This is a genomic window from Mesorhizobium sp. C395A (genome assembly GCF_030323205.1).
GTDB lineage: Bacteria > Pseudomonadota > Alphaproteobacteria > Rhizobiales > Rhizobiaceae > Mesorhizobium.
Genome location: NZ_CP100473.1, coordinates 1,035,295 through 1,061,402, shown reverse-complemented (window position 1 = coordinate 1,061,402; position 26,108 = coordinate 1,035,295). Strand labels below are relative to the sequence as shown.

Sequence of the window (26,108 nt, the reverse complement as noted above, 5' to 3'; positions counted from 1 at the left end):
TCCCTGTTGCGGCGCTCTTGGATCGCGCCGCGCGTTCTCCTAGCCGTCCGGCGGACGGCCGCATGACTGACGCACCACCAGCCGGCACGGCAGTTTTCGAATGCCCGGCGCGGCGGGTTGGCCGCCGACGAGCGAAAGCAGTGTGAGGCCGGCCTCGCGGCCGAGCGCTGCCAGGTTCATGTCGACCGAGGTCAGCGACGGGCGGGTCGCCTCGGCCACGATCTCCCAATTGTCGAAGCCGATGACGCCGACATCATCAGGCACGCCTAAGCCGCGCTCGCGCAGCGCATCGATGACGCCGCGCGCGATCTGGTCGTTGCCGCAGAACACGGCATCGGGTTTCTCTCCCTTGTTGTTGAAGAGCGTTGGGCCGTCGAACAGCTTTCCGACGGCTTCATGCCCCCAGGCTTCCGACCACGAACCGAGCAAGGGCTCGCTCACAGGCAGGCCGTGCGCGGCCAGCACATCGCGAAAAGCCTGCGCCCGCTCATTCACCACGGCAAAACTTTCGGGACCGCTGACATGGGCGATGCGCCGCCGCCCGAGGCGGCAAAGATGCTCGACCGCCAGCCGCGCGCCGCCGGCATCGTCGGAGACGAAGGCGATGGCGCCGGGATCGGGCTGGCTGAAGGCGTAGATCACCGGCACGCCGAGATTGGCGAGGTCGACCGGCAAATGGCGGTCGATGCGCTTGCCGCTGGCGATGATGCCGTCGATGCGCTTGTCCAGCATCGCCTCGACATGCAGCTGCGCCAGCCGCGGGTCGTCCTCGACATTGCACATGAACACCGAGACACCGGCGTCGACCAACGCATCCGAAATGCCCGACATGACCGGCAGCGAAAAGCGGCCATAGGTATCATTGGTCAACAGGCCGACGGTGAAGGAGCGCCGCCGCAGCAGGCTCTGCGCCAGGCTGTTGGGGCGAAAGCCGAGCCGCTGCGCCGTCTCGCGAATGCGCTGCCGCGTCTCGGCCGTCATCCGCCCCTGCCCGTTCAGCGCCTTCGAGGCCGTGGCCACACTGACACCAGCCATCGCCGCGACTTCACGCAGGGTGACGGGGGTCTTGGCGGGTGGTGGCGTGTCGGAGGCCATGGTTAGGGTGTTGGTCCTCGGTTTGGGAAAAGGTTTTCTCTTACTGGGCCGCGGCGTGTCGATGCGGGGGATCGACGGATGCTGCGGGGTTTGGGAAAACGTTTTCTCAAGGGAGACTAGGATGAGAATTCCGGGATGGCAAGAGGGGGATGGCGGTGGCGACGCGATCGACGCGTTTGTTCGTCATGAACCTTTGCGCCAGAAGCGGTCATTTGACGATTAGATATTCTGATGTCGCCCTTGGGCCGAAAGTGGCTGGCAGGTTCGCGGCAGCATGGACGCTATAGCCGTCCAACAATGGGATGACGTTGAGCCCTAACCCCGGTTCATTCTGCGCACGTGAAAGGTCCTGTGCCCTCTCGCGACTACTAAGGCAATGTGGTGCACAATCCTAAAACTGTTTGCAACTAGGCAAAAAGGCGGGCAAACGTTGTTGGGGATCGGATATCGGGGGGAATCGAATGGCTTTTGATATTTGGAATTTTCTTGGGGGTTTGCTTGCAGGTGCGATTGGCGGCTCTCTGCTGACCTTCCATTTCACCAAGAACGTGCGCGCTGACCGCCATGGTACGGCGACCGACCAGTCGGGTGCGCGTGCCGGTGGAGACATTGTGGGCCGAGACAAGCGCTAGCTTGCTGGCGGCACGATATCATCCATGAACATCGCGGACCAAGACGGTACGATTTCCAACCAGCAAGGCGCCCAAGCAGGCGGCAACATTGCGGGTCGCGACTACTATAACTTTGAACCAAAAAAGGGCTTGGTCGAAAAACTGCTTCTCAAGTTGAAGGAACAGTACGACTGCAGCGAACAGACCCAGACGACTATGGACGAGTTGGCGCGATACCATACCCGTCGTGCCGCCGATGGGATTGACGGACTCGAAGCCAAGCTCAAAGCGAGCGGGCGCTTTGATTATTATGATGAGGCAATCGAGAAGAAAGAAATGTTCGCGAAGCTGCTGGAGAGGTGGTCTCTATATTCATCGGCTCAGCAAATTTTCGTTCACATCCTCGCCAGGGCCGAGAACGAGTTTAATCAGGTGATCTACAGTCAAATTCCGAATAGGAATCTGGAAGAAATAAATGCTCTTGTGATCGACCGCATTGTGAATCCAATTGTTGAAGAATGCGGCGGCGAGCTGATGTCCGTGAACCATAACCTCGTTCAGGGAATGGTGTACTGGCTGGCGGAACAGTGTTTCATCAAGTGGCATCAAGGCGCGGCGGCGGCATGACGCAGCTCACCTACAACGAGGCCTTTGACCCTTACCATGCGGCCTTCAGATTCCTGAGACTTCATCTCGCCTGCGATATCGGCGCCAAATTGCCGTTCGACACTTTGCGCATATTGGACTTTTATCTTCTCTTCCCATTTCGGCTTCAAGCGATGAAGCTTTTCTCGAGCGATACGGGCTGGAGAAAGATAAGCCGATCCTATGAAGATCAGGCTCCATACGGCGCGATGCCGGACGACAGCACCATTTTTGCCCGAATGGAACCTTTCCAAAGGGCGGCGGCGGCCAGCCTCGTCCACAGTGGCTACCTCGCTTCCGACGCATGGGACTCGAACGAGGTTAAATTCGCTACCGATGCGCTCCCGGTAACGGTGAAGCTGCGCTGTTCAGAATTGAACACCCGCATGAAAGATGTCGTAGATATCCTGTGCCAGATTAAGGCGCGTTACCCGCTCGGAGGCCGTGACGGACTGAAGGATAGAACAGGGCTTTTGGAGTACCGATATGACTCGGTATGATCCCTGTCTCATCGTTAAGCGCCTTATCGTGAAGCGCGGAGCCTTTATCCTCTACGACGAGGCGTTTCATACCGGTGTCAACGTTATCCGCGGAGACAACTCCTCAGGCAAATCGACGATCATGAACTTTGTTTTCTTTGGGCTAGGGGGCGATCTCGATCGCTCGGCTTGGAGCGAGCATGCGCTGTTGTGTGAGCATGTGTGGCTGGAGGTGGAGTTCAATGGAAATCCGGCCGTCCTTCGCCGTCAGATCGATGCCTCATCACAATCTGCGATGGAAATCTTCGGCGGGCGCTATGAGCAAGCTGTTTCGGCTCCAATCGAGGCGTGGCATCGATACTCCTACGCTCGCTCAAAGAACCAAGAGAGTTTCTCTCAGGCAATCTATCGCCTCCTCGACATGCCGGACGTCGCCGTGGAAGGCACGTCCAGCATTACTATTCATCAGATTCTCCGCCTTCTGTACGCCGATCAGCTGTCGCCGACCGAGAGCCTTTTCCGGTTTGAGGGTTACGATCCCGAGAACCTGCGTGAGGCTGTAGGCAACCTGCTATGCGGTGCGTTCGACACCGAAATCTACGAACTGCAACAGCTGAAACGAACGAAGGAGCGCGAATTTACAGACGTCTCCGCTGAATTAAAAAGCATATTCAGGGTCGTTGGTGGTGGCGACGAAAGCATGACGCTCGACTGGATCGAGCAACGCCGCAAAGGGTTGGTCGAAGAGCGGGATGCTGTCTCAGCCCAGCTCCTGCTAGCCGAGGAAGGGTTCTATTCCAGTCAGTCGTCCGACAAGATTACACTTCATGCTCAAAGGGACGTCTACAAGCAGGTACAGAAGCTGCAAGTAGACATCGGCCAGATGCAGGCCGACGTGGATTCCGTGGAATTCGAGCTCTCGGATTCATCTGCTTTTATAAAAACCCTAAACGCACGCCTTGAGGCTTTGCGCGACGCTGACCTTGCCGCCGAAGTCGTCGGCACTGTTCACTTTGGAACGTGCCCGGCGTGTTATGCTGAGATCATTGATCATGACCATGACGTTGAAGCGTGCCATCTGTGCAAGACGCCGCTCGACACTGAACGTGGGCGAGACCGGGTCGTCGGAATAATAAACGAGCTTTCGATACAAGTAAAACAGTCCGAGCGGCTGCAGGACATCAGAGCCGAGCGTCTCAAAACCCATCAGGTTCAACTAAACGCGCTGCAAGCAGCTTGGCGGCTTAAGGCGAAGGAGCTCGCCGATCTCAGTTCGGTGCCAACATCGAAAGCTCGCGAGGAAATCCGTGAGATGCAGCGAAGGCTTGGCTACATTGACAAATCGATCGAGGACATAGAAGCGCAAGTGAAACTTGCCAACAAGATCGGCGATCTATCAGCCAGAAAGTCGCAGCTGGATCAGGACATTCAGGCGCTAGGAACTCGCATCAGTGGCCTCCAGCTTAGCCAAACCGATCGACTTCGGACCGCAAAGGCCAGTATTGAAAAGAACATCATCGAAATCCTTCGTGGCGATCTCAAACGACAGGATTCCTTCGAGAACCCGGAGCATGTTCTATTCTCCTTCGCGAAAAACACGATCACGGTAGACGAGCATACCTATTTCTCTGCCAGCTCCCGCGTTGTGCTGAAGGCCGCGTTTCTAGTCGGCTTCCTCAAGGCGGCCCTGTATGATCGGCAGTTTCGCCACCCTCGGTTCCTTATGATCGATATCACCGAGGACAAGGGGATTGAGCAGGCACGAAGCCATAACTTCCAGAAGCAGGTTATCGAGATTTCTGACCAGGCGCCCGTCGAGCACCAGATAATCCTTGCCACCGCAATGCCCTGGCCTGACATAAGGCCAGAGCTGTTTGTCGGGAGACATTCTACGCGAGAGGAAGGAACCCTGGGTTTTCTTCCGCGCAAGGTCGATGGCTCTAAGCAAGCCTAGGAGACGTCGGTGGCGAATGCACAACCCCTAGAGATTGCAGGGTACCAATTTGAGAGGAAGACAGATGCGCTTGCATTCATGAAGATCATGCTCAATCGCTATCGTCCGGGGGATGCTGTAAGCGCGGCTGACGTGGCGTTTCTCGCGGAAGCGCTTAAACGTCACCCTGAGGCCAGAACCAAGATAGGGTCGGGCATACGCAGCTTTGATGTGCGGTCGGCCGACTATGGAACTAAGTGTTTTTGGGTATTGCGGACAGACGGCTCCGAGGAGCGGTTCTCTTACAAGAGCTGCGTGTAGCGGCCATGACGGTGCATGTGCGCTTGAGCGGCCAGTCAGGAGTTCAGCCTTGAGCCAAATAGCTGCCGCTGCAAGCGCTCGGTCCGAAATTATCGCTCCCGGCAAGACGAAAAATGATTGGACCAAATTTGCCAAGGTTCTCGTGCCTGGCGGCGATGCTAATGTTTGGGCTGAAGCCTTCAACACCTATCTTCTCGCCAGACTGCAGAGCCGCTACCTTGGGCCTATAGGGATGCTGCGAGATAACGGCAGATGGGAAGGCGAAGGCTTCACCATCGTTTCGGTTCAGTGTGCGCTGATCGAGTTTCTTGCGGCGACGCGTGCTGGGAAAAAATATAGGCACAAGAACGCTCAATCTCCGCACGAATATCAAAACAGCCGCAAACTTTTTGTCGATTTCCTGTTCCAGACCTCACCTTTCGACCAGCTATTTTCGGAAGGGGACGCAGAAGATTTTTACATCAATGTTCGCTGTGCGCTCCTGCACGAGGCGAGAACGAAGGACGGCTGGATTATTTGGGTTACGGGCGCTGTTCCCGTCGATTGTAAGAAGAAAATCGTCTATCGTGATAGCTTTCAGGCCACTATCGAAGGCTATATCAACGATTACGGCTTGGCGTTGACGGTCGACGCATCGCTCCAGGGCGCCTTCATGAGGAAGTTTAACGATCTGGCCGCTTAATGGGGATACGGCCGACTTTTCGAAGGCCTAATTGGTACGCCTAGGCGATGACTGCTTTGAGATAAAGTCCAACATTTACCAAACGACCGACATGAGGCGCGTTGCGGTCAAGCAGCATTGGAGTGCCGTTTTCCGACAGTCCGCTCGTGGCCTACCTGGTTGCCACTGACCACAATGTCTATTCTTTAAGTAACGAGCGCAAACGCCAGCCAAATAGAGCGCAGTCCCCCATTTAAGCGAAACGCCACATCCGCGTTTTTACAAAGGCTGTCGAAATGAGTGACAAGCTCTTCCGACTCAGAGGTATGTTCGCCCGGCACCATAATAAGGCAGCCTACACGTTGATCAGCTTCCTCGCGATCGACGTGACTTGCATCTCTACGTGCCCGTTCTAGTCTTGAATCAAACGTCGCCTGCCGTATCTTGGAGGCGGCGAAGTGCTGCTTGACCTCAAATGCCCACGAAATCCCGTCTTGGACGTCGGCGACCCACAAGTCGCACCGCCCCTGCCGGAATGGCCTGCCGCGCGTTGAATCCCGCTTCAGTGCGACATACTCGGTATGTGCCAAGTAACCAGCCTGAGATGCAGCGTTTGCGAGAACGGCCACGCTGGCTGCCTCATTCCAGTAGAATGGATCGAAATCACTAGACCAACGGCAAAACTTGCGCCTAATCGCGGGCACACGTTTCAGCCACTCGGACCAGTGCTTCACTTCACGCGTCCTACCGTCCCCGGCTAGTGTCCTGATGCTGCGGTGGCCCGCCATGACTCCTCCAAGAAAGTCGACTCATCACTACTACATCATTATTAGGGATCAGCCAGCGTCAACGGCCGCTTTTTAGGTCGGCGCAAGCAACCGCGTTTGGCTAAGATGAAGCGCAAACAGTTCTGTACTCCTTCACCTGTGCGAGTCTGGTCTGGGGTCATAGGCGGCCGGTCGAACCGGCTACCCGCTTCCGCTTGCCGCCCTCGCCTCAACCGCCTTCTGAATCTCCTGCTTGAGGTTATCCTTGGTATCTTTATCAAATCGAGCACGCGGTATATCGATGCCAAAGAGCAAGTGAGGCGCGCTGCAGCATTCCCTCCCTCGCAATGTCCAACGAGCAGCCGGCCAAGCCCGTCCCAGACACACTCCAGAAACAAAATTCAACAGTTCGGAAAAACCGGCGAAAAGATCGGGTGGCATAAGCTTCCCAGTCGGGATTCCGGGTTCTTCCTTTTTTGGAAGGCTTCCACCAACAAAATCGCAGCGGCGGCGCAGTGCCTCCTCCAGCGGCGGCATGAACAGCCGGGCGATGCCCAGGTAGACCTGCCATCTATCAAGGTCAGCTTCATGATCCAAACAGTCCCTGCGGTCAGATGCGATGGCGGAGCGCGTCGATGATCACCGCCATCGCAGGGGAGAGCTGTCGTCTGCTCGGATAGTAGAGGTGATAGCCGGCAAAAGGCGGGCTCCAGTCGTCAAGCACGAGCCTGAGGCGTCCCTCGACGATGTGGTGGCTGACGAGGTTTTCCGGGACGTAGGCGATCCCGAAGCCGCTTGTCGCAGCCTCGATCATGGGAATGGACGAATTGAAGGTGAGTTGGCCTTCCACCCGCACACGGAGGTCGCGGCCATCCCTGGCGAATTCCCAGGCATACAATCCGCCGAACGTCGCCTGCCGCATATTGATGCAGTCATGATCGACCAGATCCTGGGGAACGGTCGGAACCGGATGGCGGGAAAAGTAGTCCGGCGAAGCCACGGCCACGAGCCTCCAATCGGGCCCGATGCGCACTGCGATCATATCCCTGTCGATGCTCTCGCCAAGCCGCACGCCTGCGTCGAAGCGCTCCTCCACAATGTTCTTCATGCCGTTGTCGCTGTAGAGCTCGACGCGCACGTCGGGGTTGTCGTTGAGCAAGGGCTGGAGCTTCGGCCAGACGGTCGTCTGGAGCGCATGGTCGGACAGGGTGATGCGGACCGTTCCGGAGGGCTTGTCGCGAAAGGCCACCAGGCTTGCGAGGTCGGATTCGATTTCCTCGAAGCGCGGAACGAGAGATTGGAAAAGTCGCTCGCCGGCCTCGGTCGGAGAGACGCTCCGCGTCGTACGCGTCAGCAGGCGGACGCCAAGACGAGCCTCAAGCTCCTTGATTGTCGAACTCAGGGTCGACTGCGAGGTTCCGAGCTTTGCCGCCGCCCTGGTGAAACTGCGCTCCCGGGCGACCGCCACGAACCAGAGCAGATCCTTCATGCCATCGCGCTGCATAGGGCACCTCCCGTCGGACATTCATATCATGAGCAGATAAGTCCATGCGGATTGCTTAGTCTACTTAAATGGGTTCCCCTGCAATATCTTCTGGCAGCGATGGGGATTGGCGGCTGATCCGTCCGGTCGCTTTGCCAGGATGCCAATCATGGAAACCACATACGACACAAGGCTTGTTGAAAACCGCGCCGCATGGGGCGCGGTGTTGTCGATGGCGCTGTGTGTTTTCGTGCTCATCGCATCGGAATTCATGCCGGTCAGCCTGCTGTCGCCCCTAGCGGCCGATCTCGGCATCACCGAGGGCCGCGCGGGACAGGCGATCTCGATTTCGGGCGCTTTCGCCGTCGTGACCAGCCTGCTGGTCGCCGGCCTCACGCGCCACATCGACCGCCGACTGGTCGTGACCGGCTTCACCCTCCTCCTCATCGTGTCCGGTCTGGCTGTCACCTTCGCCCCGAACTACGCGTTGCTCATGGTCGGCCGGGCGCTGCTCGGCATCGCGATCGGCGGGTTCTGGTCGATGTCGACCGCGATCGTCATGCGCCTCGTGCCGCAAGACATGGTTCCGAAGGGTCTCGCCATGCTGAACGCCGGCAATGCCATTGCGGCCACCATCGCGGCGCCGCTGGGCAGTTTCCTTGGCGCCTATCTCGGCTGGCGCGGCGCTTTCTTCCTCGTCGTGCCGTTTGGTCTCCTGGCGCTGGCCTGGCAGTGGACAAGCCTGCCGGCGCTGCCGCCGCGCCGGAGGAAACGTGCCGGCAACCCGCTGGCGCTGCTCGGCCGTCTTCGCGTCGCCACCGGCATGGCGTCGATCATGATGCTGTTCATGGGTCAGTTCGCGCTCTTCACCTATCTGCGGCCCTTCCTCGAGAACGTCACCCGGCTCGATATCGCCGCCCTCTCGGCGGTCCTGCTGGCGATGGGGCTGGCCGGGGTGCTCGGCACATGGTGCGTCGGCCGGCTTTTGCGCGCGCGTCTGTTCAGCATCCTCATCGTCATCCCGCTGGTCATGGCTGCGCTGGCCGCCGCGCTCATCGCCCTCGGTGCACTCCCGGGTCCCACAGCGCTGCTGCTGGTTGCCTGGGGCTTTTTCGGCATGGCCGCGCCGGTCGGTTGGGGCACGTGGCTCAGCCGAACGTTGCCGAACGACGCAGAGGCCGGCGGCGGGTTGCAGGTAGCCGTCATCCAGCTCGCCATCACCGGCGGCGCCGCGATCGGCGGCACGCTGTTCGATACGGTCGGCTGGTGGGGACCGTTCACCCTGGGCGCGGTGCTGCTCTGCGGATCGGCGCTCGCCGCCCTTGCCGCAGCGCATATGGCCCGGAGGTCTTTGCCGTGACGAACGAACATGCGCCGCTCAGCCGCCGGACATTGCTCGGCGTCGCGCTCGCGGTGGCGGCCCTGCCTCGCACAGCCGCCAGCCAGGAAGACCAATCTCCCGTCAGCCAGGAGCCCACCGACATGAAGATCAGGATGGTTTTCAACGGCCGCACCATGGCCGCCACGCTCTACGACAATCCGTCGGCGCGCGACTTCTTCTCCATGCTGCCGCTCGACGTCGAGACCGAGGACTACGCCCACAACGAGAAGATCGCCTATCTGCCGCGCAAGCTGACCGAGGAGGGAAGCGGTCCGTTCGCCGACGAGCAACCCTACGACCTGTGCTATTTCATGCCTTGGGGCAACCTGGCCATGTTCTACGCCGACTACCGCCATCCCGGGCTGATCAGGCTTGGCCGCTTCGACGAGGGCGAGCGGGCCCTGCACATTCGCGGCAAATTCCCGCTTCGCATCGAGCGCATTTGAGGACGCAAAGGAGATCACCATGGACATTCTTCGCGCCGGCACCAGGCCTTCCGGCAAGGGACCACCTGACTGGTTCACCGGAACGGTGCGGATCGATCCGCTCTTCAATCCCTTCGACGCCGAGCGGGTTCAAGGCGCACAGGTGACCTTCGAGCCCGGCGCCCGCACCGCCTGGCACACGCATCCGCTCGGCCAGACGCTGATCGTCGTCTCCGGCCTCGGCCGAGTTCAGCGCGAGGGTGGCCCGGTCGAGGAAATCCGTCCGGGCGACGTCGTCTGGTTCGCGCCCGGCGAAAAGCACTGGCACGGCGCGTCGCCTCGGACCGCCATGACCCACATCGCCCTCCAGGAGGTCAAGGATGGCAAGGTCGTGGACTGGCTGGAACATGTCGGCGACGCCGACTACGGCGCCTGATCTCTCCCCTCGAAAGGAACCAACATGCTTGCAACCGTTCTTCACAAACCGGGCGACATCCGCTGCGAGGAAATCGCCGATCCGAAAATCATGCGGCCGACGGACGCCATCATCAAGCTGTCGGCAAGCTGCATCTGCGGCTCGGACCTGTGGCCCTATCGCGGGCTGCAGCCGGTCGCCGGGCCGATGCATATGGGCCACGAATATTGCGGCATCGTCGTCGAGGTCGGCGCAGAGGTGCGCACGGTCCGCCCCGGCCAGTTCGTCGTCGGGTCATTCTGCCTCTCGGACAATACCTGCCCGCATTGCCGCTTCGGCTTCCAGTCGTCTTGCGTGCAGCGCGAGTTCATGTCGGGCGCGCAGGCGCCTTACGCCCGCGTGCCGTTGGCCGATGGCACACTGGTCGCCACCGCCGAGGTGCCGCCGGCCGAACTCATCCCTGACCTGCTGGCTGTGTCCGATGTGCTCGGCACCGGCTGGTACGCGGCCGACGCAGCCGAGGTCCGCGAAGGATCGACGGTGGTGGTGGTCGGCGACGGCGCGGTCGGCCTGATGGGCGTGCTTGCGGCCAAGGAGATGGGCGCCGAGCGCATCATCGCCATGAGCCGGCACGCCAGCCGCCAAAAGCTCGCCCGCGAGTTCGGCGCCACCGACATCGTCGCCGAGCGCGGCGAGGAAGGCGTGGCCCTCATCAAGGAACTCACCAAGGGCGTCGGCGCGGACTCCGTGCTGGAATGCGTCGGCACGGGAGAATCCTTCGACCAGGCGCTGGCCTGCTCCCGCCCCGGCGGCACCATCGGCTATGTCGGCGTGCCGCATGGCGTGAACTTCGACGGCCAAAAACTATTCTTCGGCCAGAAACGCATGCTGGGCGGCCCGGCGCCGGTGCGCCGTTTCCTGCCCGACCTGATGGACCGTGTGCTGCAAGGTCGGATCAAGCCCGGCAAGGTCTTCGACCTCAAGCTGCCGTTGGCCGAGGTCGCTGAAGGCTACCGCGCCATGGACGAGCGTCGCGCCATCAAGGTCATGCTTTCGGTATGAGCAGCAATCGGGCGGACGGCCTGTGCGCACCAAAACTCAGAAAAGGAACAACATATGACGATGGGATTGAAGATTGCCGCCCTTGCGCTTGCGCTTTCGGTCGCCACGCCGGCTTTCTCGCAAGAGTCCGCGATCATCGGCGCATGGCGCATGATTTCGCTCGAGGCCGGGGCAGAGGGAAACCTGAAGCCCGTGCCCTATTCCGGCCAGGTCATCTTCACCGAGGCCGGCACCCTCTCGGTGCAGGCGCAGAACCCCGACCCCAAGGCGCCGGACACGCCTTACACGGCGAATGGCTACGAAGCCTATTACGGGCCGGTCGCCATCAACGACCAGGACAAGACCTTCGTCATCACCATCGAGTCCTCCCTGGTCCGCAACCTTGTCGGGAAGAGCATGAAACGCAAATTCGAGGTCTCGGACAACAAACTCGTCCTACGCCGGACAACCCGGCCGAAGGCTGGCGCGTGACCTACGAACGCTACTGATCCGAACAGTTGGATTACCGATGGCCAGAATGGCGCGGATTTCAGACCGAAATGGCGTCATGGCGGAACTGGTGCCGATCATGGCGGCTGTCTTCGCCGGCTTCCTGCTGATCGGCCTGGCGCTACCCGTCCTGCCGCTGCATCTTCACCAGCAGCTTGGCTTCGGCCCCTTCGCAGTGGGACTGGTGACGGGCAGCCAGTTCGTCGCCTCGATGCTGTCGCGCATCGGGGCTGGAAACTATGCCGATGGACGCGGCGGCAAGCGCGCTGTCGTCATCGGCCTCATTGCCGCTGCCCTTGCCGGGCTATTTTACCTCGGCTCGCTGGCATTGCTCGACCGGCCGGTAGCGTCCGCATCCGCGCTGTTCGCCGGACGGGCGGTACTGGGCGCGTCCGAGAGCTTCATCATCACCGGCGGCGTCGCCTGGGGCCTCTCCGTTGCGGGCGGACAGAACTCCGGAAAAGTCATAGCCTGGGTGGGCACGGCGATGTTTGCGGCGCTCGCGCTGGGAGCGCCGGCCGGATCTGCGCTTTATGCAGCGAGCGGTTTCACCGCGATCGCACTCGCGACGATCATCCTGCCGCTGGCGACGCTGCTTGCCATCCTGCCGATGCGCGGCACCAGCGCTGTCGCGAGTAGCGCGCCGCAGTCGTGGAGGAGCGTGGCGAAAGCGGTCTGGCTTCCTGGCGTCGGAGCTGCTTTCAGCAGCCTCGGCTATGGTGCTATTCTGGGCTTCGCCGCCCTGCTCTTCGCCGAGCGGGCTGGCAGCCGGTATGGCTTCCCTTCACGGCCTATGCCGCGTCGCTGATCGTGGCAAGGCTGTGCTTCGGCCACCTGCCCGACAGGCTTGGGGGCGCACGCGTCGCTGTGATCTTCGTCGCGGTCGAGGCGGCAGGGCTGATGCTGATCTGGCTTGCGACCGGGCCTGTTGTCGCCGCGATTGGAGCTGGTCTGACTGGCCTCGGCTACTCGCTGGTCTATCCCGGCCTCGGCGCCGAGGCCGTAAGCCGTCTTCCGTCGCGCAGCCGCGGCCTGGCAATGGGACTCTATACCGTCTTCCTCGACGTGGCGCTCGGCTTCGGCAGTCCGGCGCTCGGCCTGGTCGCCGCGTCGACCGGGCTGCAATTCGTCTTCTTCGCCGTTGCGGCGGCAACGCTTCCGGCGTTGGGCATCGCTCTGCTGCTGGGTCGCCGTAACGCTCCATTGTAGACAGCTCGCCGGCGCCGTCTGCATGAGGTTCGCTCATAGTCTCTTTCCGGGTCGCCACGGAGGCTGAACCCCTCCCCGCAAGGGTCAACGAGGCCCCGGCAAATCCCCGCCCAGACACACTCCAGAAACAAAATTCAACAGTTCGGAAAAACCGGCGAAAAGATCGGGTGGCATAAGCTTCCCGGTCGGGATTCCGGGTTCTTCCTTTTTGGAAGCCCTCCATCAACAAAATCGCAGCGGCGGCGCAGTGCCTCCTCCAGCGGCGGCGGCATGAACAGCCGGGCAATGCCCGGCGAGGACGAGAAAGTATGGAAATGGACTACGATATCGCCGAACTGGACAGCGACGCGGCAACACCGATCGGCGGCCTGCCAGGCATCGATGCGCTGGCACGGATCGCTCGCGGCCCGGCAAGGAACGGCCAGGTCCTGACGGGCGCCGACTTTGCCGGGCAGCCGGGCGAGCGGCTCGATACGGTGTTCGAGCAGCTCGCCGTAACGTTTGCCGCACTGCCGGCGGTGATCTCCGACGGGCGCGTCTGGACCTATCAGGAGCTGAACAGCCGCGCCAACCGGTTCGCCCGCATGCTGATCAAGCACGGCGTGCGGCCGGGCCACCGGGTTGGGCTCATTCTCGACCGGTCGGCGGAGACCTATGTGGCGTTGCTGGCGGTGATGAAGGCGGGGGCTGCCTTCGTGCCGCTGGCCACCGCGTTTCCGCAGGAGCGGATGGCGCTGATCATCGAAGACGCCGCCGTCAGCATGATCGTCACCATCGCCGCCTATGCGTCGCGCGCCGGTCAACTGCCCGTTCCCCATGTGCTGATCGACAGCGCGGCCGCCGAAATCTCCGCACAGTCGCCCGCGCCGCTGAAGCAGCAGGCGACCGACGACATTTGCTACATCCTCTATACCTCGGGCACCACCGGCAAGCCCAAGGGCGTGGTCATCACGCACCAGAGTTTCGTCAATTTCATACACGTCGCGGCCGCCTCCTATGGCTACCGGCCGGGCGACCGGGTCTATCAGGGCATGACCATTGCCTTCGACTTTTCCTCCGAAGAGATCTGGGTGCCGTTCGTCGCCGGTGCGACGGTGGTGCCGGCACCTGGCCAGATGCCGCTGGTGGGCGAGGAACTGGCGGATTTCCTGCGCCTCCATGACATCACCTGCATGGCCTGCAGCCCGACATTGTTGTCGTCGATGGCATCGGACGTTCCCAGCCTGCGCACGCTTTTGGTGGGCGGCGAGGCCTGCCCGCACAATCTGGTGGTGCGCTGGTCGAAGCCGGGGCGCCAAATCCTCAACACCTACGGGCCGACCGAGGCGACCGTCACCGCAACGATGGGGGCGCTGACGCCGGACCGTCCCGTCACGATCGGCGCGCCGTTGCCGACTTACTCGATCGTCATTCTCGACGCTTCGCTGCCGCAACTTGCCGAGCCCGGTGAACTGGGCGAGATCGGCATTGCCGGCATCGGGCTCGCCGTCGGTTATCTGAACCGGCCGGACCTGACCGACCAGAAATTCATCGCCGATTTCGTCGGCCTGCCGAACAACCCGTCGCAGCGCATCTACCGCACCGGCGATCTTGGCCGGATCAACGATAGCGGCGAGATCGAGTATGCCGGGCGCATCGACACGCAGGTGAAGATTCGCGGATATCGCATCGAGCTCGGCGAGATCGAGGCGGTGCTGCTCGACCAGCCCGAGATCGCGCAGGCCGCCGTCACCACCTGGGAGATCGAGCCCGGCCGCGTCGAACTCGTTGCCTATTACGCGCTTAAAACCGGCGTAGCGGCGGTTTCCCGTGCGGATCTCGCCCAGACGATGAAGCGGCGGCTGCCGGACTATATGGTGCCCGCCTATCTGGAGGAGCTGCCCGCCATCCCGATGACCGTCTCCAACAAGGTAGACCTGCGCCAACTGCCGAAACCGACGAGCGTCCGGCTTTCGGCCGATCGCACGATGGTGCCGCCCGGCAATGAGGACGAGCGATTCCTGGCGGAAGCGCTGGCCACGGTGCTGAAATTCGACGCGGTGTCGGTCGAGGATCACTTCTTCGACGATCTCGGCGCCAACTCCTTGCTGATGGCGCATTTCTGCGCGCGCGTGCGCACCAGGAAGGAATGGGCGACGACGTCGATGCGCGACATCTATCTCTATCCCACAGTGGCGCGCCTGGCGCTGCATCTGGGGGTAGCGGAGGAGATGACGACGGCAACCAACGAGCCGGTCCTCACCCGCCGGGCCTCGAATTTCGCCTACTGGACCTGCGGCGCGGCGCAGCTTTCGTTCTACGGCCTCTACAGCTACGTGGCGCTCTGGGCGATCAATGACGGCCTCAACTGGATGTATGACGCGCTCGACGATCCGCTGCAGCTCTATATCCGGTGCGTGGCGCTCTCGGCCGCCGTGTTCTTCGGCATGTCGGGCTTTGCCGTCCTGGCGAAATGGGTGCTCATCGGCCGCTGGAAGGCCGAGGCGTTTCCGATCTGGGGCGTGCGCTACTTCCGCTTCTGGGTGGTCAAGACGTTGATCCGCACCGCACCCGTCGTGCTGTTCCGCGGCAGCCCGCTCTACAGCCTCTATCTGCAGCTGCTCGGCACCAAGCTGGGCAAAAACGCCGTCATCGAATCGAAGTCCGTGCCCGTCTGCACGGATCTTATTTCCATCGGCGCCAACACCATCCTGCGCAAGGAATCGATGATCCTCGGCTTCAGGGCCGAGGCCGGTTACATCCATACCGGACCGCTGACCATCGGCCGCGATGCCTTCGTCGGCGTCGGCTCCACGCTCGACATCGACACCAGGATCGGCGACGGCGCCCAGCTCGGCCATTCGTCCTCGCTGCATCGCGGCCAAAGCATCCCGGACGGCGAGCACTGGCATGGATCGCCGGCGGTGCCGACCACGGCGGACTATTGCAAGGTGCGCAATGTCAATCCTTACCAGGTCCGGCGCTTCCTCTATGAAGCGCTGCAGCTGATCGGCCTGTTTGGCCTCGTCACCCCGCTGCCGCTCCTGTTCCACAGCTACTGGGAATATGTCGGCGACGACTATCAGGAGACGATCGGCCTTGTCGCAATCGGCACCACGGTCACGCTTTTCGGCTATATCGCGGCGGCTTTCCTCGCAGCGACGCTGGTGCCGCGCCTGACGAGCCTGATCTTGAAGCCGGGCCGCACCTACACGCTTTACGGTTTCCGCTACTGGCTGCAGACCGTCGCCGAATTCGCCAGCAATTCCCGCGTGCTCGGGCTCCTGGCCGGCGACAGCTCGGCAATCGTGCACTACATGCGCGCCATCGGCTGGAACCTCAACAGAGTGGTGCAGACCGGCTCCAATTTCGGCTCCAACCAGCAGCACGAAAACCCGCTTCTGTGCGAGATCGGCACCGAGACCATGGTCTCGGACGGACTGTTCATGATCAACATGCACAAATCCGCCTCGGCCTTCAGGCTCGAGCCGACGCGCATCGGCGAACGCAACTATCTCGGCAACAACATCTACTATCCGCCGGACGGCCGCACCGGCGACAACGTGCTGCTCGGCACCAAGGTGATGATCCCCATCGATGGGCCGGTGCGCGAGAATGTCGGCCTTCTCGGTTCGCCTGCGTTTGAAATCCCGCGCATGGTGAACCGCGACAAGGAGCTTATCGCCGGCGTCGACGAGGCCGACCGGCGCCGGCGCATCCCGCACAAGAACCGCCACAACCTGGTGACCATTCTTCTGTTCCTGGCAACGCAATGGGTCATGCTGTTCGTCACGCTGGCGATCTGGGACCGGGCGCTGAACTACTATACGGAATGGGCGGAGGTCGCCCTGTTCGCCGCCGTGCTTTTGACCTCGGCGATCACCATTCCGTTCTACATTCTGGTCGAGCGGGCAAGCCTTGGCTTTGGCCGGCTGAAGCCGCAGATGACGACGATCTACGACGTCGCCTTCTGGCGCCACGAACGCCACTGGAAGCTGGCGGATTCGCCCATCGTGCGCCTGTTCGCCGGCACGCCGTTCCGGCCGATGATCCTGCGCCTGCTCGGCGTCAAGGTCGGCAGCCGGGTCTATGATGGCGGCAGCAATTTGACCGAGCGTTCGCTGGTCGAGATCGGCGACGACGTTACGCTCAACGAGGGCTGCGTGATCCAGGCCCATTCGCTGGAAGAAGGCGCGTTCAAGTCCGATTTCATCCGCATCTGCGATGGCTGCACGCTCGGGCCTTCCGCCTTTGTCCACTACGGCGTGGTGATGGGCAAAGGCTCGATGGTCGATGCGGACTCCTTCGTGATGAAGGGCGAAGAGCTGGAGCCCAACTCGATCTGGCGGGGCAACCCGGCCAAGCTGCATCGCTTCGTCACGCCGGTGCCGGAGGATAGCGTCAAGGCAACGGCTTGATGAGCGCAGACATCCGCCTCGTTTCGGTGACCGGGGCCAACCGGGCCCTGGTCGCGGCTCTGGAAATGGCTGCGGATCAGATGGATTTCGTCGCCAGCAATGCGGAGTCGCTGGACGAAGCCGAAACCGACGGGGACGCTCGGCCGCGCGTCGTCATGGCAGGCGATCGCGTCGTCGGTTTCCTGATGTACGAGGCGCCGCAGGACGACGACGAGGCGCGGATCTACCGCTTCATGATCGATCGCGTCCATCAGGGCCAAGGCTACGGCAAGGCCGCTTTGCGCGAAGTGCTGGATGAAATCATGCGGCTCGGCCACATCAGCCACGTTTCGATCTGCTACGAACCTGGGAATGAAGCGGCACGCCGCCTCTATCGCGCTGCCGGTTTCGTCGAAGAGGGACTGGACGAGGACGGGGAAATGATCGCCGAACTCGCTCTGCCGGGCGGCCAGCCATGACACGGTCGCTCGATGCCGGCGCCAGCCTGTCGGCGCATCTGCTGGCGGCGATGGCCGCCATGGCACCGGCCGGCGTTCGGATCGGATGCCGCACGATCCGCGAAGGCGATGAGAACCATTTGCTGCCGCAGGAAGCACGCTCCATCCCGTCACGCCTGCCGCTGATGCGGCGGGCGAGTGGCGCGGCGCGGTGGATCGCGCACGAGCTGCTGGCGGATATGGGCTTGAACGACGTCGCTATCCTCCGCGGCTCCTCCGGCGCACCGGTATGGCCTCATGGAGTAACGGGGTCGCTGGCTCACGACGACGAGATGGCCGTGGCGGCCGTCGCGCCGCTCTCCCACGTCGCCTCGCTCGGCATCGATATCGAGCCCGCTTTGCCCCTGCCCGACGACATCTTCGCGCTGGTTGCAGTCCCCGCTGACCGGATCGACGCAACCGACCCGTATCTTGCCGGTCGCATCCTTTTTGCCGCCAAGGAAGCTGTCTACAAGGCCGCCTACCCGCTTGATGGCGAAGTGCTGGGCTATGAGGACATCACCGTCGATCTCGACGCAAGCGACGCTGTGACGAAGACGGGCCGCAGAGCGAGACTGGTTTACTGCGTTGCTCCGTGTGTGGTCGTTCTGGCGTTTGTCGATGGTGTCCGAAGCCCCCCTTTAAGCGCGAATGGACCAGCGCCCGACAACTGCTCAACAAAGCGCATTTTTTTCGCAGAGCGGTCGCAAGGAGCCTGTCTCGACCGTACAGTTCAGCAATGGCGTCGTGGCGCTGGAATATGCGGCTGGGAGGGTGTGAGACGCTGGTGGGTAATCTCCCCTTGAGGGGAGATGTCGCCGAAGGCGACAGAGGCGGTCGGTCCGTCCTGACGCAACCTCCTATCGACCGTAGGAGGTCGAGCTTCACGCGAGACGACCCCCTCTGGTCCGCCGGCCATCTCCCCTCGAGGGGGGAGATCGGCAGCTCACCCTGCTTTCTTCCCCCGCTTGCCCTTGGCATGCGCCTCGACCACTCTTTCCACCTCGCGCTTCAGTTCGTCCTTGACCTCCTGCGTCTCGGCCAGCAGCGTGTCGATCTTCATGAAATCGAGCACGCGGTATTTTGACACTGGCGGGCGGATCAGTATGTCGGGGGGGCGCTGGTTCAGCTTGTGGGCGATGATCGACTGCATCATCAATTGCGTGGCGCCATACATCAGGTCGACCGTGGTCGGGTGCTTGCGCTCGGCCTCGCTCGGCGCGCCGACGACGTCGATGGCGATGATGATGTCGGCGGCGTTTTCGATGAGGTCGAACGGCACCGGATTGTAGATGCCGCCGTCGATCAGCACGCGGTCGTCGCGCGTCACCGGGCGGAACACCGCGGGAATGGCAGCCGAGGCGGCGAGCGCCGAATGCAGGTCGCCCTCGTCGAAGACGGCCAGCTTGTGACCGAAATAGTCCGTCGCCGTCACCTTCAGCGGGATTTTCAGCTCGGCGAAGGTTTCCGGGATGGCTTCCGGCAGGAACGCCTTCAAGATGCGCTCTATGTTGAACTGGCTCACGCGGATGCCGCCCTGCATCGCCTCGGCGATGGTGCCGGGACGCGAGCGCCACATGCGCGCCGCCACCTCGGCGCGGCGGCCGAGGATTGAGCGGGCATAGGTCTCGATGTCCTTGCCGCTCATGCCCGACGCCATGCCGGCGCCCATGATGGCGCCGATCGAGGAGCCGGCAATGGCCACCGGCTTGATTCCGAGTTCGTCGAGCGCCTCGACGATGTGGATGTGGGCGAGGCCGCGCGCGCCGCCGCCGCCAAAGGCGATGCCGAAGGTGGGGCCCGAGGTGGAGCTCGTCATTTGGCCTCCAGCTTCGGCCCGATGCTCATGATCGCGGGCGCCGGCGTCAGCAGCTTCTTCGCCGCCGCCTTGACCTGATCGAGCGTCACGCCGTTGATGAGGGCCGCGCGGCGCTGCACGTAGTCGATGCCGAGATTGTCGAGCTGCAATTCCACCAGGGTCGCGGCAATGGCGCTGGAAGAATCCAGATTGCTGATCGCATAGGAGCCGACCATGTATTTCTTGGTCGCGTCCAGCTCGGCCTCGGTCGGCCCCTCCTCGGCCATCTTCTTGACCACGTCCTTGACGATGGCGAGCGTCTCGGCGGCGCGGTCGGAACGCGTCGCCGTGGTGATGATCAGCGCGTTGGAATGCTGGTGATCGACCAGGTTGGAATCGACGGAATAGGCCAGGCCGCGCTTTTCCCGCACCTCGTCATAGAGGCGCGAGGTGAAGGTGCCGCCGCCGAGAATCTGGTTCATCAGCACCGCAGGGAAGAAATCCGGCGCATCGCGCTTCACACCGGGATAGGCAAACTGCAGCGAGGTCTGCGGCAGGTCGTAGTCGACCTCGAGCTGCTGGCCGAGCTTCAGCTCGGTATCGGCAACCGGTTGCAGCACCTGCTTTTCCGGCAGATCGCCGAAGACCTCATCGAGCTTCCGTTTCAGCGTCGCGGCATCTATGTCGCCGACCACCGCAACATGCAGGCCGCTGCGGGCGAAATTGGCCTTGTGGAAGGCAGCCAGATCCGCTGCCGTGATGGTGGCGATGCTGTCCTTGGTGCCCTGGTCGGGCCTGGAATACGGATGTTCGCCATAGATGGCGCGCAGCCATTTGGTTTGCGCGACGGTGTTGGGGTCACGCTCATTGGCGATGATGCCGGACAGGATCTGGGCGCGGATGCGGTCGATCGGCGCCTGGTCGAAGCGCGGGCTGGTGACCGCCAGCCTGAGCAGGTCGAAGGCCGCATCCTTCTGCTCGGCCAGCATCCGCATCGCGCCATAGGTGCCGTCGCGCGCCGCTTCGAAGCCCATCTCTGCGCCGGCATCGTCAAGCTTGATCTGGAAGGCCTCGCTGTCGAGGTCGCCGGCGCCCTCGTCGAACAGGCCGGTCATCAGATTGACCAACCCTTCCCGCCCCGCCGGATCCTGCGTCGAGCCGCCATCGAAGACGAAGCGGATGGCGATGATCGGAATGGAGTGGTCCTCGACCAGCCAGGCATTGACGCCCTTTGACGAGGTCACCGGTTGGATGTCCATCGCGTGCGCGGCAAGCGCCGGCAGGATGAGGAAGAAGATGCCGAGGAACAGTGTGGCGAGGGCGTGGAGAACCGCGATGCGCCTATGAGTAATCGCATCAGGCCATTGATCGCCAAGGTCAGCTCCGCCCCTCATCCCGCTGCCGGGCACTTCTCCCCGTATAGTGACGGGGAGAAGGGGTCTCGCCGCGACGCTGGCGCTCTTCTTACGACGCTGATGGTTGGCGAAATCGACGATGACAGCGCCCCTCTCCCCGTCACTATAGGGGGAGAGGATGCCGGCAGGCAGGTGAGGGACAGCGCTAACGCTCAATCTCGTCATCATCAATTCCCCGCCTGTTGCTGCGGCAAGAGATAGCCGGTCGTCGTACGATCGAGCAGCAGATAGCGTGCGGCGACCGCCTTGATCTCATCGGCGGTGACCTTGCGAATGCGGTCCGGCCATTCCTCGATATCCCTGACGTTGCCGCCGGTGGCGAGCTCGGCGCCGTAGAGATTGGCCATCTCGTCCTGCTTGTCGCGGGCGAAGATCATGGCCCTGATATAGCGGGCCTTGGCCTTCTCCAGCTCGTCCGCGGTGACGCCGTCCTTGACGATGCGGGCGATCTCGGCCTCGACGGCCGCCTCGACGTCGCTCAGCTTGGCGTCGCCGCGCGGCGCGCCATAGACGGTGAAATTGGTGGCGTCGAGCATCGTACCCTGGAAGAAGGCGCCGGTCGCCGATGCGATGCCTTGCTTGACCACGAGTTGCTGGTAGAGCCTGCTGCGGCTGCCGCCGCCAAGGATCTCTCCCAGCAGGTCGAGCGCCTCGGCCTCGCCGGGTTTTGCCGTGTGGTAGGACGGAACCACCCATTGCGTCGAAAAGCTCGGCACCGAAACGCGCCCATCGGTGAGCGTCACCGTGCGCTTGGTGTTCTGCTCCGGCTCGACCGGGCGGATGCGCGGGGGCAGGTCGGGACCGCGCGCGACCTTGCCATAGGTTTTTTCGGCCAGCGCCTTCACGACCTCCGGCTCGACATCGCCGGCCACGATCAGCACCGCATTATTGGGGCGGTAGTATTTGTCATAGAAGGCAACCGCATCGGTGCGGTTCAACTGCTCCATCTCCTGCATCCAGCCGATCACCGGAATGCGGTAGGGCTGGTTCTGCCAGAGCGTCGCGTCGACCTCTTCGTCGAGCACCGCCTGCGGATTGCTGTCGATGCGCGCGCGGCGCTCTTCCAGGATCACGTCGCGCTCGGTCTTGATGACCTCGTCGGTCAAGATGAGGTTGCGCATGCGATCGGCCTCGAAGCTCATCATCTCACCAAGTGCCGAGGGCGCCACCGTCTCGTGGAAGGCAGTGTAGTCATATGAGGTGAAGGCGTTGTTGGAGCCGCCGATGGCCGATATGGCGCGGTCGAACTCGCCCGCGGCGTGGTTGGTCGTGGCCTTGAACATCAGGTGTTCGAAGAAGTGCGCTATGCCGGACTTGCCTGGCGGCTCGTCGGCGCTGCCGATCTTGTACCACACCATATGGGTGACGATGGGGGCGCGATGATCGGGAATGACCACCACCTCCATGCCATTGTCGAGCAGGAAGTTGGCCACCTTGCCATCATCCGCGGCCAGGGCCGGGCCGGCCATGGTCAGCGCGGTGGCGAGCAAGGCTCTCCGCAGCCATTCAGTATGAAATGTCATTGATGGCTCCGGTTGTTATCGCGCGACGATAGGCAAGGTTAGCCGCGGAGGCAAAGTGAATTGTGCGTCATTTTGAAGGCGCCGATCGCCCCACCCTTACGCAAGCTCGATGAACCGGACCACCGTCTCGCCGTAGTTTCGTTCATCAACCACCGAGAATTCCGGCCCAATCTCGAAGGGCGCCGAGGCGGCTTCCTCGACCACGCAGAGCGCGCCGGGCAGCAACCAGCCGCCATCCCTGGCCGAGCGCAGGGCGCGCTCGCCAAGGCCCTTGCCATAGGGCGGATCGGCGAAGACCAGGCCGAATGCCGCAAGCGTACCGGCCTCACCCAGGGCGGTCGCGTCGCGGCGGAAGATCTTGGTGCGGCCGGTAAGGCCAAAAGCTTCGACATTGGTGCGGATCAGGCCGCGCCCTTCGGCCGATTCTTCGATAAAGACGCCATAGGAAGCGCCGCGCGACAGCGCTTCGAGGCCGAGAGCGCCGGTGCCGGCGAAAAGGTCGAGCACACGCGCGCCGTCGAGCTTGTCGGCAAAGCGGTGCGCCAACACGTTGAAGACGGCCTCGCGGGCGCGGTCGGTCGTCGGGCGGATGGCATGGTCGCGCGGCGTCGCCAGCGGACGCCCGCGAAATTGGCCGCCGACGATTCTCATTTATGCCCGGGTCTCATTTAAGGCCGGATCTCATTTAAGTCCCGGCATCATCTGGTCCTCGGGCCCTTGGGACCGTTGCGTGGCCGCTCGCCGCCCCGACCGCCATCCGGACGCTCGCCACCCGGCTTGCCGAACGGCTTGGCTCCGCCCGGCTTGCCATAGGACGGCTTGAACGACGCCTTGCGCGCCTTGGCCTCAGCCGCCTTGGCGGCATCGGCTTCCGCCCTGCCCTTGCCGATCGGACGCGCGCCCGGCGCCATCCAGACATTAGCCTTGCGCTGGCCCGGCGGATCGATCGGCCGCTGCTCGCGCTCGGGCTTCTTGCCGCCGCGCGGTTTGTCACCAAAGGCGCCGCGCGGCTTGTCGCCGAAGCCTCCACGGGGCTTGTCGCCAAAATCGCCGCGCGGCTTTTCGCGAAACTCGCTGCGCGGCTTGTCCGAAAACTCGCTGCGCTCAGGTCTCGGGCCGCGTTCGCCAAAGCTCTTTTCCGGCCTCGCGCCCCTTTCGGGACTGGTCGACAGCTTGCCGAGCGCTTCGTCGCGGCTGCCTTCGCGGCGCTTGCGGTTCTTGATCAGACCGCCCTCGCCGATCGGCCGATGGTCACCCTCGCGGGTGACTTTCGGCCGTTCCGGCTCCACGTCACGCTCTCGCCGCACCGGCTGGTTGGAAAACGGCTTGATGATCTCGGCGTCGAAATTGGCGCCGGATTCCTCGACCAGTCGCTCGCCGAGCTGGTCGCGCAAGACGCGGCCCTTGATCTCCAGCACATGGCCTTCGGCGAGATCGTCGAGCTGGAACGGTCCGTAGGAGATACGGATCAGCCGCGTCACGTCGAGGCCGAGCGATCCAAGGATGTTCTTCACTTCGCGGTTCTTGCCTTCGCGCAGGCCGATCGTCAGCCACGCGTTGGTGCCTTGTTCACGATCGAGCGTCGCCTCGATGGCGCCGTAGAAGACGCCGTCGACGGCAATGCCTTCACGCAGGCCTGCGAGCATGCTTTCCTCGACCTTGCCATGAACGCGCACGCGGTAACGGCGCAGCCAGCCAGTGGCAGGCAGTTCGAGCACGCGCGACAGACCGCCATCATTGGTGAGCAGCAGCAGGCCTTCGGTGTTGATGTCGAGGCGGCCGATGGTCATCAGCCGCGGCAATTCGGCCGGCAGCACGTCGAACACGGTCTTGCGGCCCTCGGGGTCGCGGTTGGTGGTAACGACGCCGGCCGGCTTGTGAAACAGGAACAGGCGGGTGCGCTCGATCGGCGGGATCTCCATGCCGTCGAGATGGATGATGTCGCCCGGCATGACGTTGAAGGCCGGCGAGGTCAAAGCCCGGTTGTTGACCTTGACACGGCCCGCCGCGATCAGGTCTTCGGCGTCGCGGCGCGACGCCAGGCCGGCGCGGGCCAACCGCTTGGCGATACGCTCGCCGGCTTCTTCCGCATCTGCCGGACGCGGGCGCGGCTTGAAGGCGCCGCCAGATGCTTGCGGCCGGTCACCACCGAAATCGCGCTTGGGGCGATCGCTGAAGTCACGCTTGGGACGATCTCCGGCGTCGCGCTGCGGGCGATCGCCAAAATCGCGCTTTGGCCGGTCAAAACGCTTTTCGCCCTCGGCGGAAGCAGGCCGATCGCCACGCGGTGCGTAGGGCTTGCGCGGCCCTTCACGCTTTTCGAAAGGCTTGCCTTCGGGACGCGGCCCCTTGCTGAATGGCCGATCGCCGCCCTTGAAATCGCGCTTTGGCCGCTCGCCATCGGCCGCAACCGGCCGATCGCCGCGCGGTGCATAAGGCTTGCGCGGCCCCTCGCGCTTTTCATACGGCTTGCGTTCACCCTCGGCCGCCATAGGGCGATCCCCACGCGGCGCATAGGGTTTGCGCGGCCCTTCGCGCTTTTCATACGGCTTGCGCTCGCCTTCGGCTGCCATCGGCCGGTCACCGCGTGGTGCATATGGCTTGCGCGGTCCCTCGCGCTTTTCGAAGGGCTTGCCTTCGGAACGCGGACCTTTGCTGAATGGCCGGTCGCCACTTTTGAAATCGCGCTTGGGCCGCTCGCCCTCAGCCGCTGCGGGCCGGGCGCCTCGCGGTGAATAGGGTTTCTTGGCCCCGAAGGAGGGTTTGCCGCTTTTGCCGGCGGCGCCATCGCGGCGCGGCCCCGCGGCTCCAGGGCCGCTTTTGCCCGGGCCTTTGTGGCGCGGAGATTTCTTGTCGTTGTCGTCCATGTGGCCTTTGCCTTGTTGCGCTGCTACAGCGTGGCGCATCCTTTCGGACGCGCAAAGGACGCTATAGCACTTTGATTTGGCGCATGATCATTTCCGAAAATCTGTTCCGATATTCGGGTTGACGCGCTCCATAACAGGATCACCGCCAAGTGGCGAGGAGATAATCGGAATGGAAACCGCGTGAAGCGGCCGGATTTCATGGCGCTGGCGCTGAAAGAGGCGCAAGCCGCCGCCTTGCGTGGAGAAGTTCCAGTTGGCGCCGTCATCGCCAGCGGCGACACGGTGGTGGCATCCGCCGGTAACCGCACCCGCGAACTTGCCGATCCGACGGCGCATGCCGAAATGCTGGCCATCCGCGCGGCCTGCCAAACGCTCTCCAGGGAGCGGCTGACCGGCCACGACCTCTATGTGACGCTGGAACCCTGCGCCATGTGCGCAGGCGCCATTTCCTTCGCCAGGCTGCGCCGGCTCTATTTCGGCGCGGCCGACGAGAAGGGCGGCGCGGTGGTCAACGGCGTGCGCTTCTTCGCCTCGCCGACCTGCCACCATACGCCCGACATCTATCCGGGCATGGCCGAGGCCGACGCGGCGCTGCTGCTCAGGGAATTCTTTCGGGAAAGACGCGAAACGTAGAGCCTTCAGCTACCGAAGGCGAC

Annotated in this window: 26 protein-coding genes; 17 read left to right on the top strand and 9 right to left on the bottom strand. The window is 62.7% G+C overall.

Going from position 1 to position 26,108, the window contains the following annotated elements; translation table 11 throughout:
* Positions 1-39: 39 nt before the first annotated feature.
* The gene (locus NLY37_RS05225) at positions 40-1,095 is read right to left on the bottom strand and encodes a LacI family DNA-binding transcriptional regulator (RefSeq protein ID WP_023742956.1); all 1,056 of its coding nucleotides are present in this window, start codon (positions 1,093-1,095) and stop codon (positions 40-42) included.
* A 461-nt stretch (positions 1,096-1,556) separates the two neighbouring features.
* Here NLY37_RS05225 and NLY37_RS05220 point away from each other — a divergent pair, with 461 nt between their 5' ends.
* The 6 genes from NLY37_RS05220 to NLY37_RS05195 all read left to right on the top strand — a co-directional run bounded on the left by NLY37_RS05220 (position 1,557) and on the right by NLY37_RS05195 (position 5,766).
* Positions 1,557-1,727, top strand: a complete 171-nt coding sequence (locus NLY37_RS05220) for a hypothetical protein (protein ID WP_198020714.1) — start codon at positions 1,557-1,559, stop codon at positions 1,725-1,727.
* Positions 1,728-1,751: 24 nt separating this feature from the next.
* The gene (locus NLY37_RS05215; protein WP_023742959.1) at positions 1,752-2,333 is read left to right on the top strand and encodes an ABC-three component system protein; all 582 of its coding nucleotides are present in this window, start codon (positions 1,752-1,754) and stop codon (positions 2,331-2,333) included.
* Positions 2,330-2,851 (top strand): ABC-three component system middle component 5, encoded by a 522-nt coding sequence (locus NLY37_RS05210; RefSeq protein ID WP_023742960.1) that lies wholly within the window; start codon positions 2,330-2,332, stop codon positions 2,849-2,851. The genes NLY37_RS05215 and NLY37_RS05210 overlap by 4 nt, the downstream gene beginning before the upstream one ends.
* Entirely contained in the window at positions 2,838-4,784 is a 1,947-nt protein-coding gene (locus NLY37_RS05205; protein ID WP_023742961.1) for an AAA family ATPase, read from the top strand. Before NLY37_RS05210 ends, NLY37_RS05205 begins: the two co-directional genes overlap by 14 nt.
* Before the next feature lie 78 nt (positions 4,785-4,862).
* The gene (locus NLY37_RS05200; protein ID WP_023742962.1) at positions 4,863-5,084 is read left to right on the top strand and encodes a DCL family protein; all 222 of its coding nucleotides are present in this window, start codon (positions 4,863-4,865) and stop codon (positions 5,082-5,084) included.
* 49 nt (positions 5,085-5,133) lie between these two features.
* Complete coding sequence (locus NLY37_RS05195; protein WP_023742963.1) at positions 5,134-5,766, top strand: hypothetical protein; 633 nt, start codon at positions 5,134-5,136, stop codon at positions 5,764-5,766.
* A gap of 185 nt (positions 5,767-5,951) precedes the next feature.
* Here the strand turns inward: NLY37_RS05195 and NLY37_RS05190 are convergent, their stop codons facing one another.
* The 3 genes from NLY37_RS05190 to NLY37_RS05180 all read right to left on the bottom strand — a co-directional run bounded on the left by NLY37_RS05190 (position 5,952) and on the right by NLY37_RS05180 (position 8,016).
* Positions 5,952-6,479, bottom strand: a complete 528-nt coding sequence (locus NLY37_RS05190; RefSeq protein ID WP_156933974.1) for a hypothetical protein — start codon at positions 6,477-6,479, stop codon at positions 5,952-5,954.
* A gap of 234 nt (positions 6,480-6,713) precedes the next feature.
* Positions 6,714-7,109 (bottom strand): hypothetical protein, encoded by a 396-nt coding sequence (locus NLY37_RS05185; RefSeq protein ID WP_286441714.1) that lies wholly within the window; start codon positions 7,107-7,109, stop codon positions 6,714-6,716.
* A 13-nt stretch (positions 7,110-7,122) separates the two neighbouring features.
* Entirely contained in the window at positions 7,123-8,016 is an 894-nt protein-coding gene (locus NLY37_RS05180; protein ID WP_023742966.1) for a LysR family transcriptional regulator, read from the bottom strand.
* Positions 8,017-8,164: 148 nt separating this feature from the next.
* Here NLY37_RS05180 and NLY37_RS05175 point away from each other — a divergent pair, with 148 nt between their 5' ends.
* The 10 genes from NLY37_RS05175 to NLY37_RS05130 all read left to right on the top strand — a co-directional run bounded on the left by NLY37_RS05175 (position 8,165) and on the right by NLY37_RS05130 (position 18,655).
* Entirely contained in the window at positions 8,165-9,355 is a 1,191-nt protein-coding gene (locus NLY37_RS05175) for an MFS transporter (RefSeq protein ID WP_031246507.1), read from the top strand.
* Complete coding sequence (locus NLY37_RS05170; protein WP_023742968.1) at positions 9,352-9,822, top strand: cyclophilin-like fold protein; 471 nt, start codon at positions 9,352-9,354, stop codon at positions 9,820-9,822. The genes NLY37_RS05175 and NLY37_RS05170 overlap by 4 nt, the downstream gene beginning before the upstream one ends.
* 19 nt (positions 9,823-9,841) lie before the next feature.
* Positions 9,842-10,237 (top strand): (R)-mandelonitrile lyase, encoded by a 396-nt coding sequence (locus NLY37_RS05165; RefSeq protein WP_023742969.1) that lies wholly within the window; start codon positions 9,842-9,844, stop codon positions 10,235-10,237.
* A gap of 24 nt (positions 10,238-10,261) precedes the next feature.
* Positions 10,262-11,278, top strand: coding sequence for a zinc-dependent alcohol dehydrogenase family protein (locus NLY37_RS05160; RefSeq protein ID WP_023742970.1), 1,017 nt, complete (start codon positions 10,262-10,264; stop codon positions 11,276-11,278).
* 54 nt (positions 11,279-11,332) lie between these two features.
* A complete protein-coding gene (locus tag NLY37_RS05155; RefSeq protein ID WP_023742971.1) occupies positions 11,333-11,749 on the top strand; it encodes a lipocalin-like domain-containing protein in 417 nt (138 codons plus the stop codon).
* A gap of 76 nt (positions 11,750-11,825) precedes the next feature.
* Positions 11,826-12,575 carry an MFS transporter gene (locus NLY37_RS05150; protein WP_023742972.1) on the top strand — a complete coding sequence of 250 codons (750 nt, stop codon included), beginning with the start codon at positions 11,826-11,828 and terminating at the stop codon, positions 12,573-12,575.
* A gap of 2 nt (positions 12,576-12,577) precedes the next feature.
* Entirely contained in the window at positions 12,578-12,976 is a 399-nt protein-coding gene (locus tag NLY37_RS05145; protein ID WP_023742973.1) for an MFS transporter, read from the top strand.
* 308 nt (positions 12,977-13,284) lie between these two features.
* On the top strand, positions 13,285-17,373 hold the full coding sequence (locus NLY37_RS05140; RefSeq protein ID WP_023742974.1) for a Pls/PosA family non-ribosomal peptide synthetase: 4,089 nt from the start codon (positions 13,285-13,287) through the stop codon (positions 17,371-17,373).
* Positions 17,373-17,831: a GNAT family N-acetyltransferase gene (locus NLY37_RS05135; RefSeq protein ID WP_023742975.1), complete on the top strand. Its 459-nt coding sequence runs from the start codon at positions 17,373-17,375 to the stop codon at positions 17,829-17,831. Before NLY37_RS05140 ends, NLY37_RS05135 begins: the two co-directional genes overlap by 1 nt.
* Positions 17,828-18,655 carry a 4'-phosphopantetheinyl transferase family protein gene (locus NLY37_RS05130; protein ID WP_023742976.1) on the top strand — a complete coding sequence of 276 codons (828 nt, stop codon included), beginning with the start codon at positions 17,828-17,830 and terminating at the stop codon, positions 18,653-18,655. The genes NLY37_RS05135 and NLY37_RS05130 overlap by 4 nt, the downstream gene beginning before the upstream one ends.
* A 140-nt stretch (positions 18,656-18,795) precedes the next feature.
* Here NLY37_RS05130 and NLY37_RS05125 read toward each other — a convergent pair whose 3' ends face one another.
* From NLY37_RS05125 to NLY37_RS05105, 5 genes are all read right to left on the bottom strand, one after another.
* Positions 18,796-19,668 (bottom strand): patatin-like phospholipase family protein, encoded by an 873-nt coding sequence (locus tag NLY37_RS05125; protein ID WP_023742977.1) that lies wholly within the window; start codon positions 19,666-19,668, stop codon positions 18,796-18,798.
* Positions 19,665-21,041: a M16 family metallopeptidase gene (locus NLY37_RS05120; RefSeq protein ID WP_023742978.1), complete on the bottom strand. Its 1,377-nt coding sequence runs from the start codon at positions 21,039-21,041 to the stop codon at positions 19,665-19,667. The genes NLY37_RS05125 and NLY37_RS05120 overlap by 4 nt, the downstream gene beginning before the upstream one ends.
* 188 nt (positions 21,042-21,229) lie before the next feature.
* The gene (locus tag NLY37_RS05115; protein WP_023747744.1) at positions 21,230-22,585 is read right to left on the bottom strand and encodes a M16 family metallopeptidase; all 1,356 of its coding nucleotides are present in this window, start codon (positions 22,583-22,585) and stop codon (positions 21,230-21,232) included.
* 96 nt (positions 22,586-22,681) lie between these two features.
* Entirely contained in the window at positions 22,682-23,236 is a 555-nt protein-coding gene (rsmD, locus tag NLY37_RS05110) for a 16S rRNA (guanine(966)-N(2))-methyltransferase RsmD (RefSeq protein WP_023671544.1), read from the bottom strand.
* A 47-nt stretch (positions 23,237-23,283) separates the two neighbouring features.
* Positions 23,284-25,452 (bottom strand): pseudouridine synthase, encoded by a 2,169-nt coding sequence (locus NLY37_RS05105; RefSeq protein WP_023742979.1) that lies wholly within the window; start codon positions 25,450-25,452, stop codon positions 23,284-23,286.
* 180 nt (positions 25,453-25,632) lie between these two features.
* Here NLY37_RS05105 and NLY37_RS05100 point away from each other — a divergent pair, with 180 nt between their 5' ends.
* Positions 25,633-26,085, top strand: a complete 453-nt coding sequence (locus NLY37_RS05100; protein WP_023724815.1) for a nucleoside deaminase — start codon at positions 25,633-25,635, stop codon at positions 26,083-26,085.
* Positions 26,086-26,108: the final 23 nt, after the last annotated feature.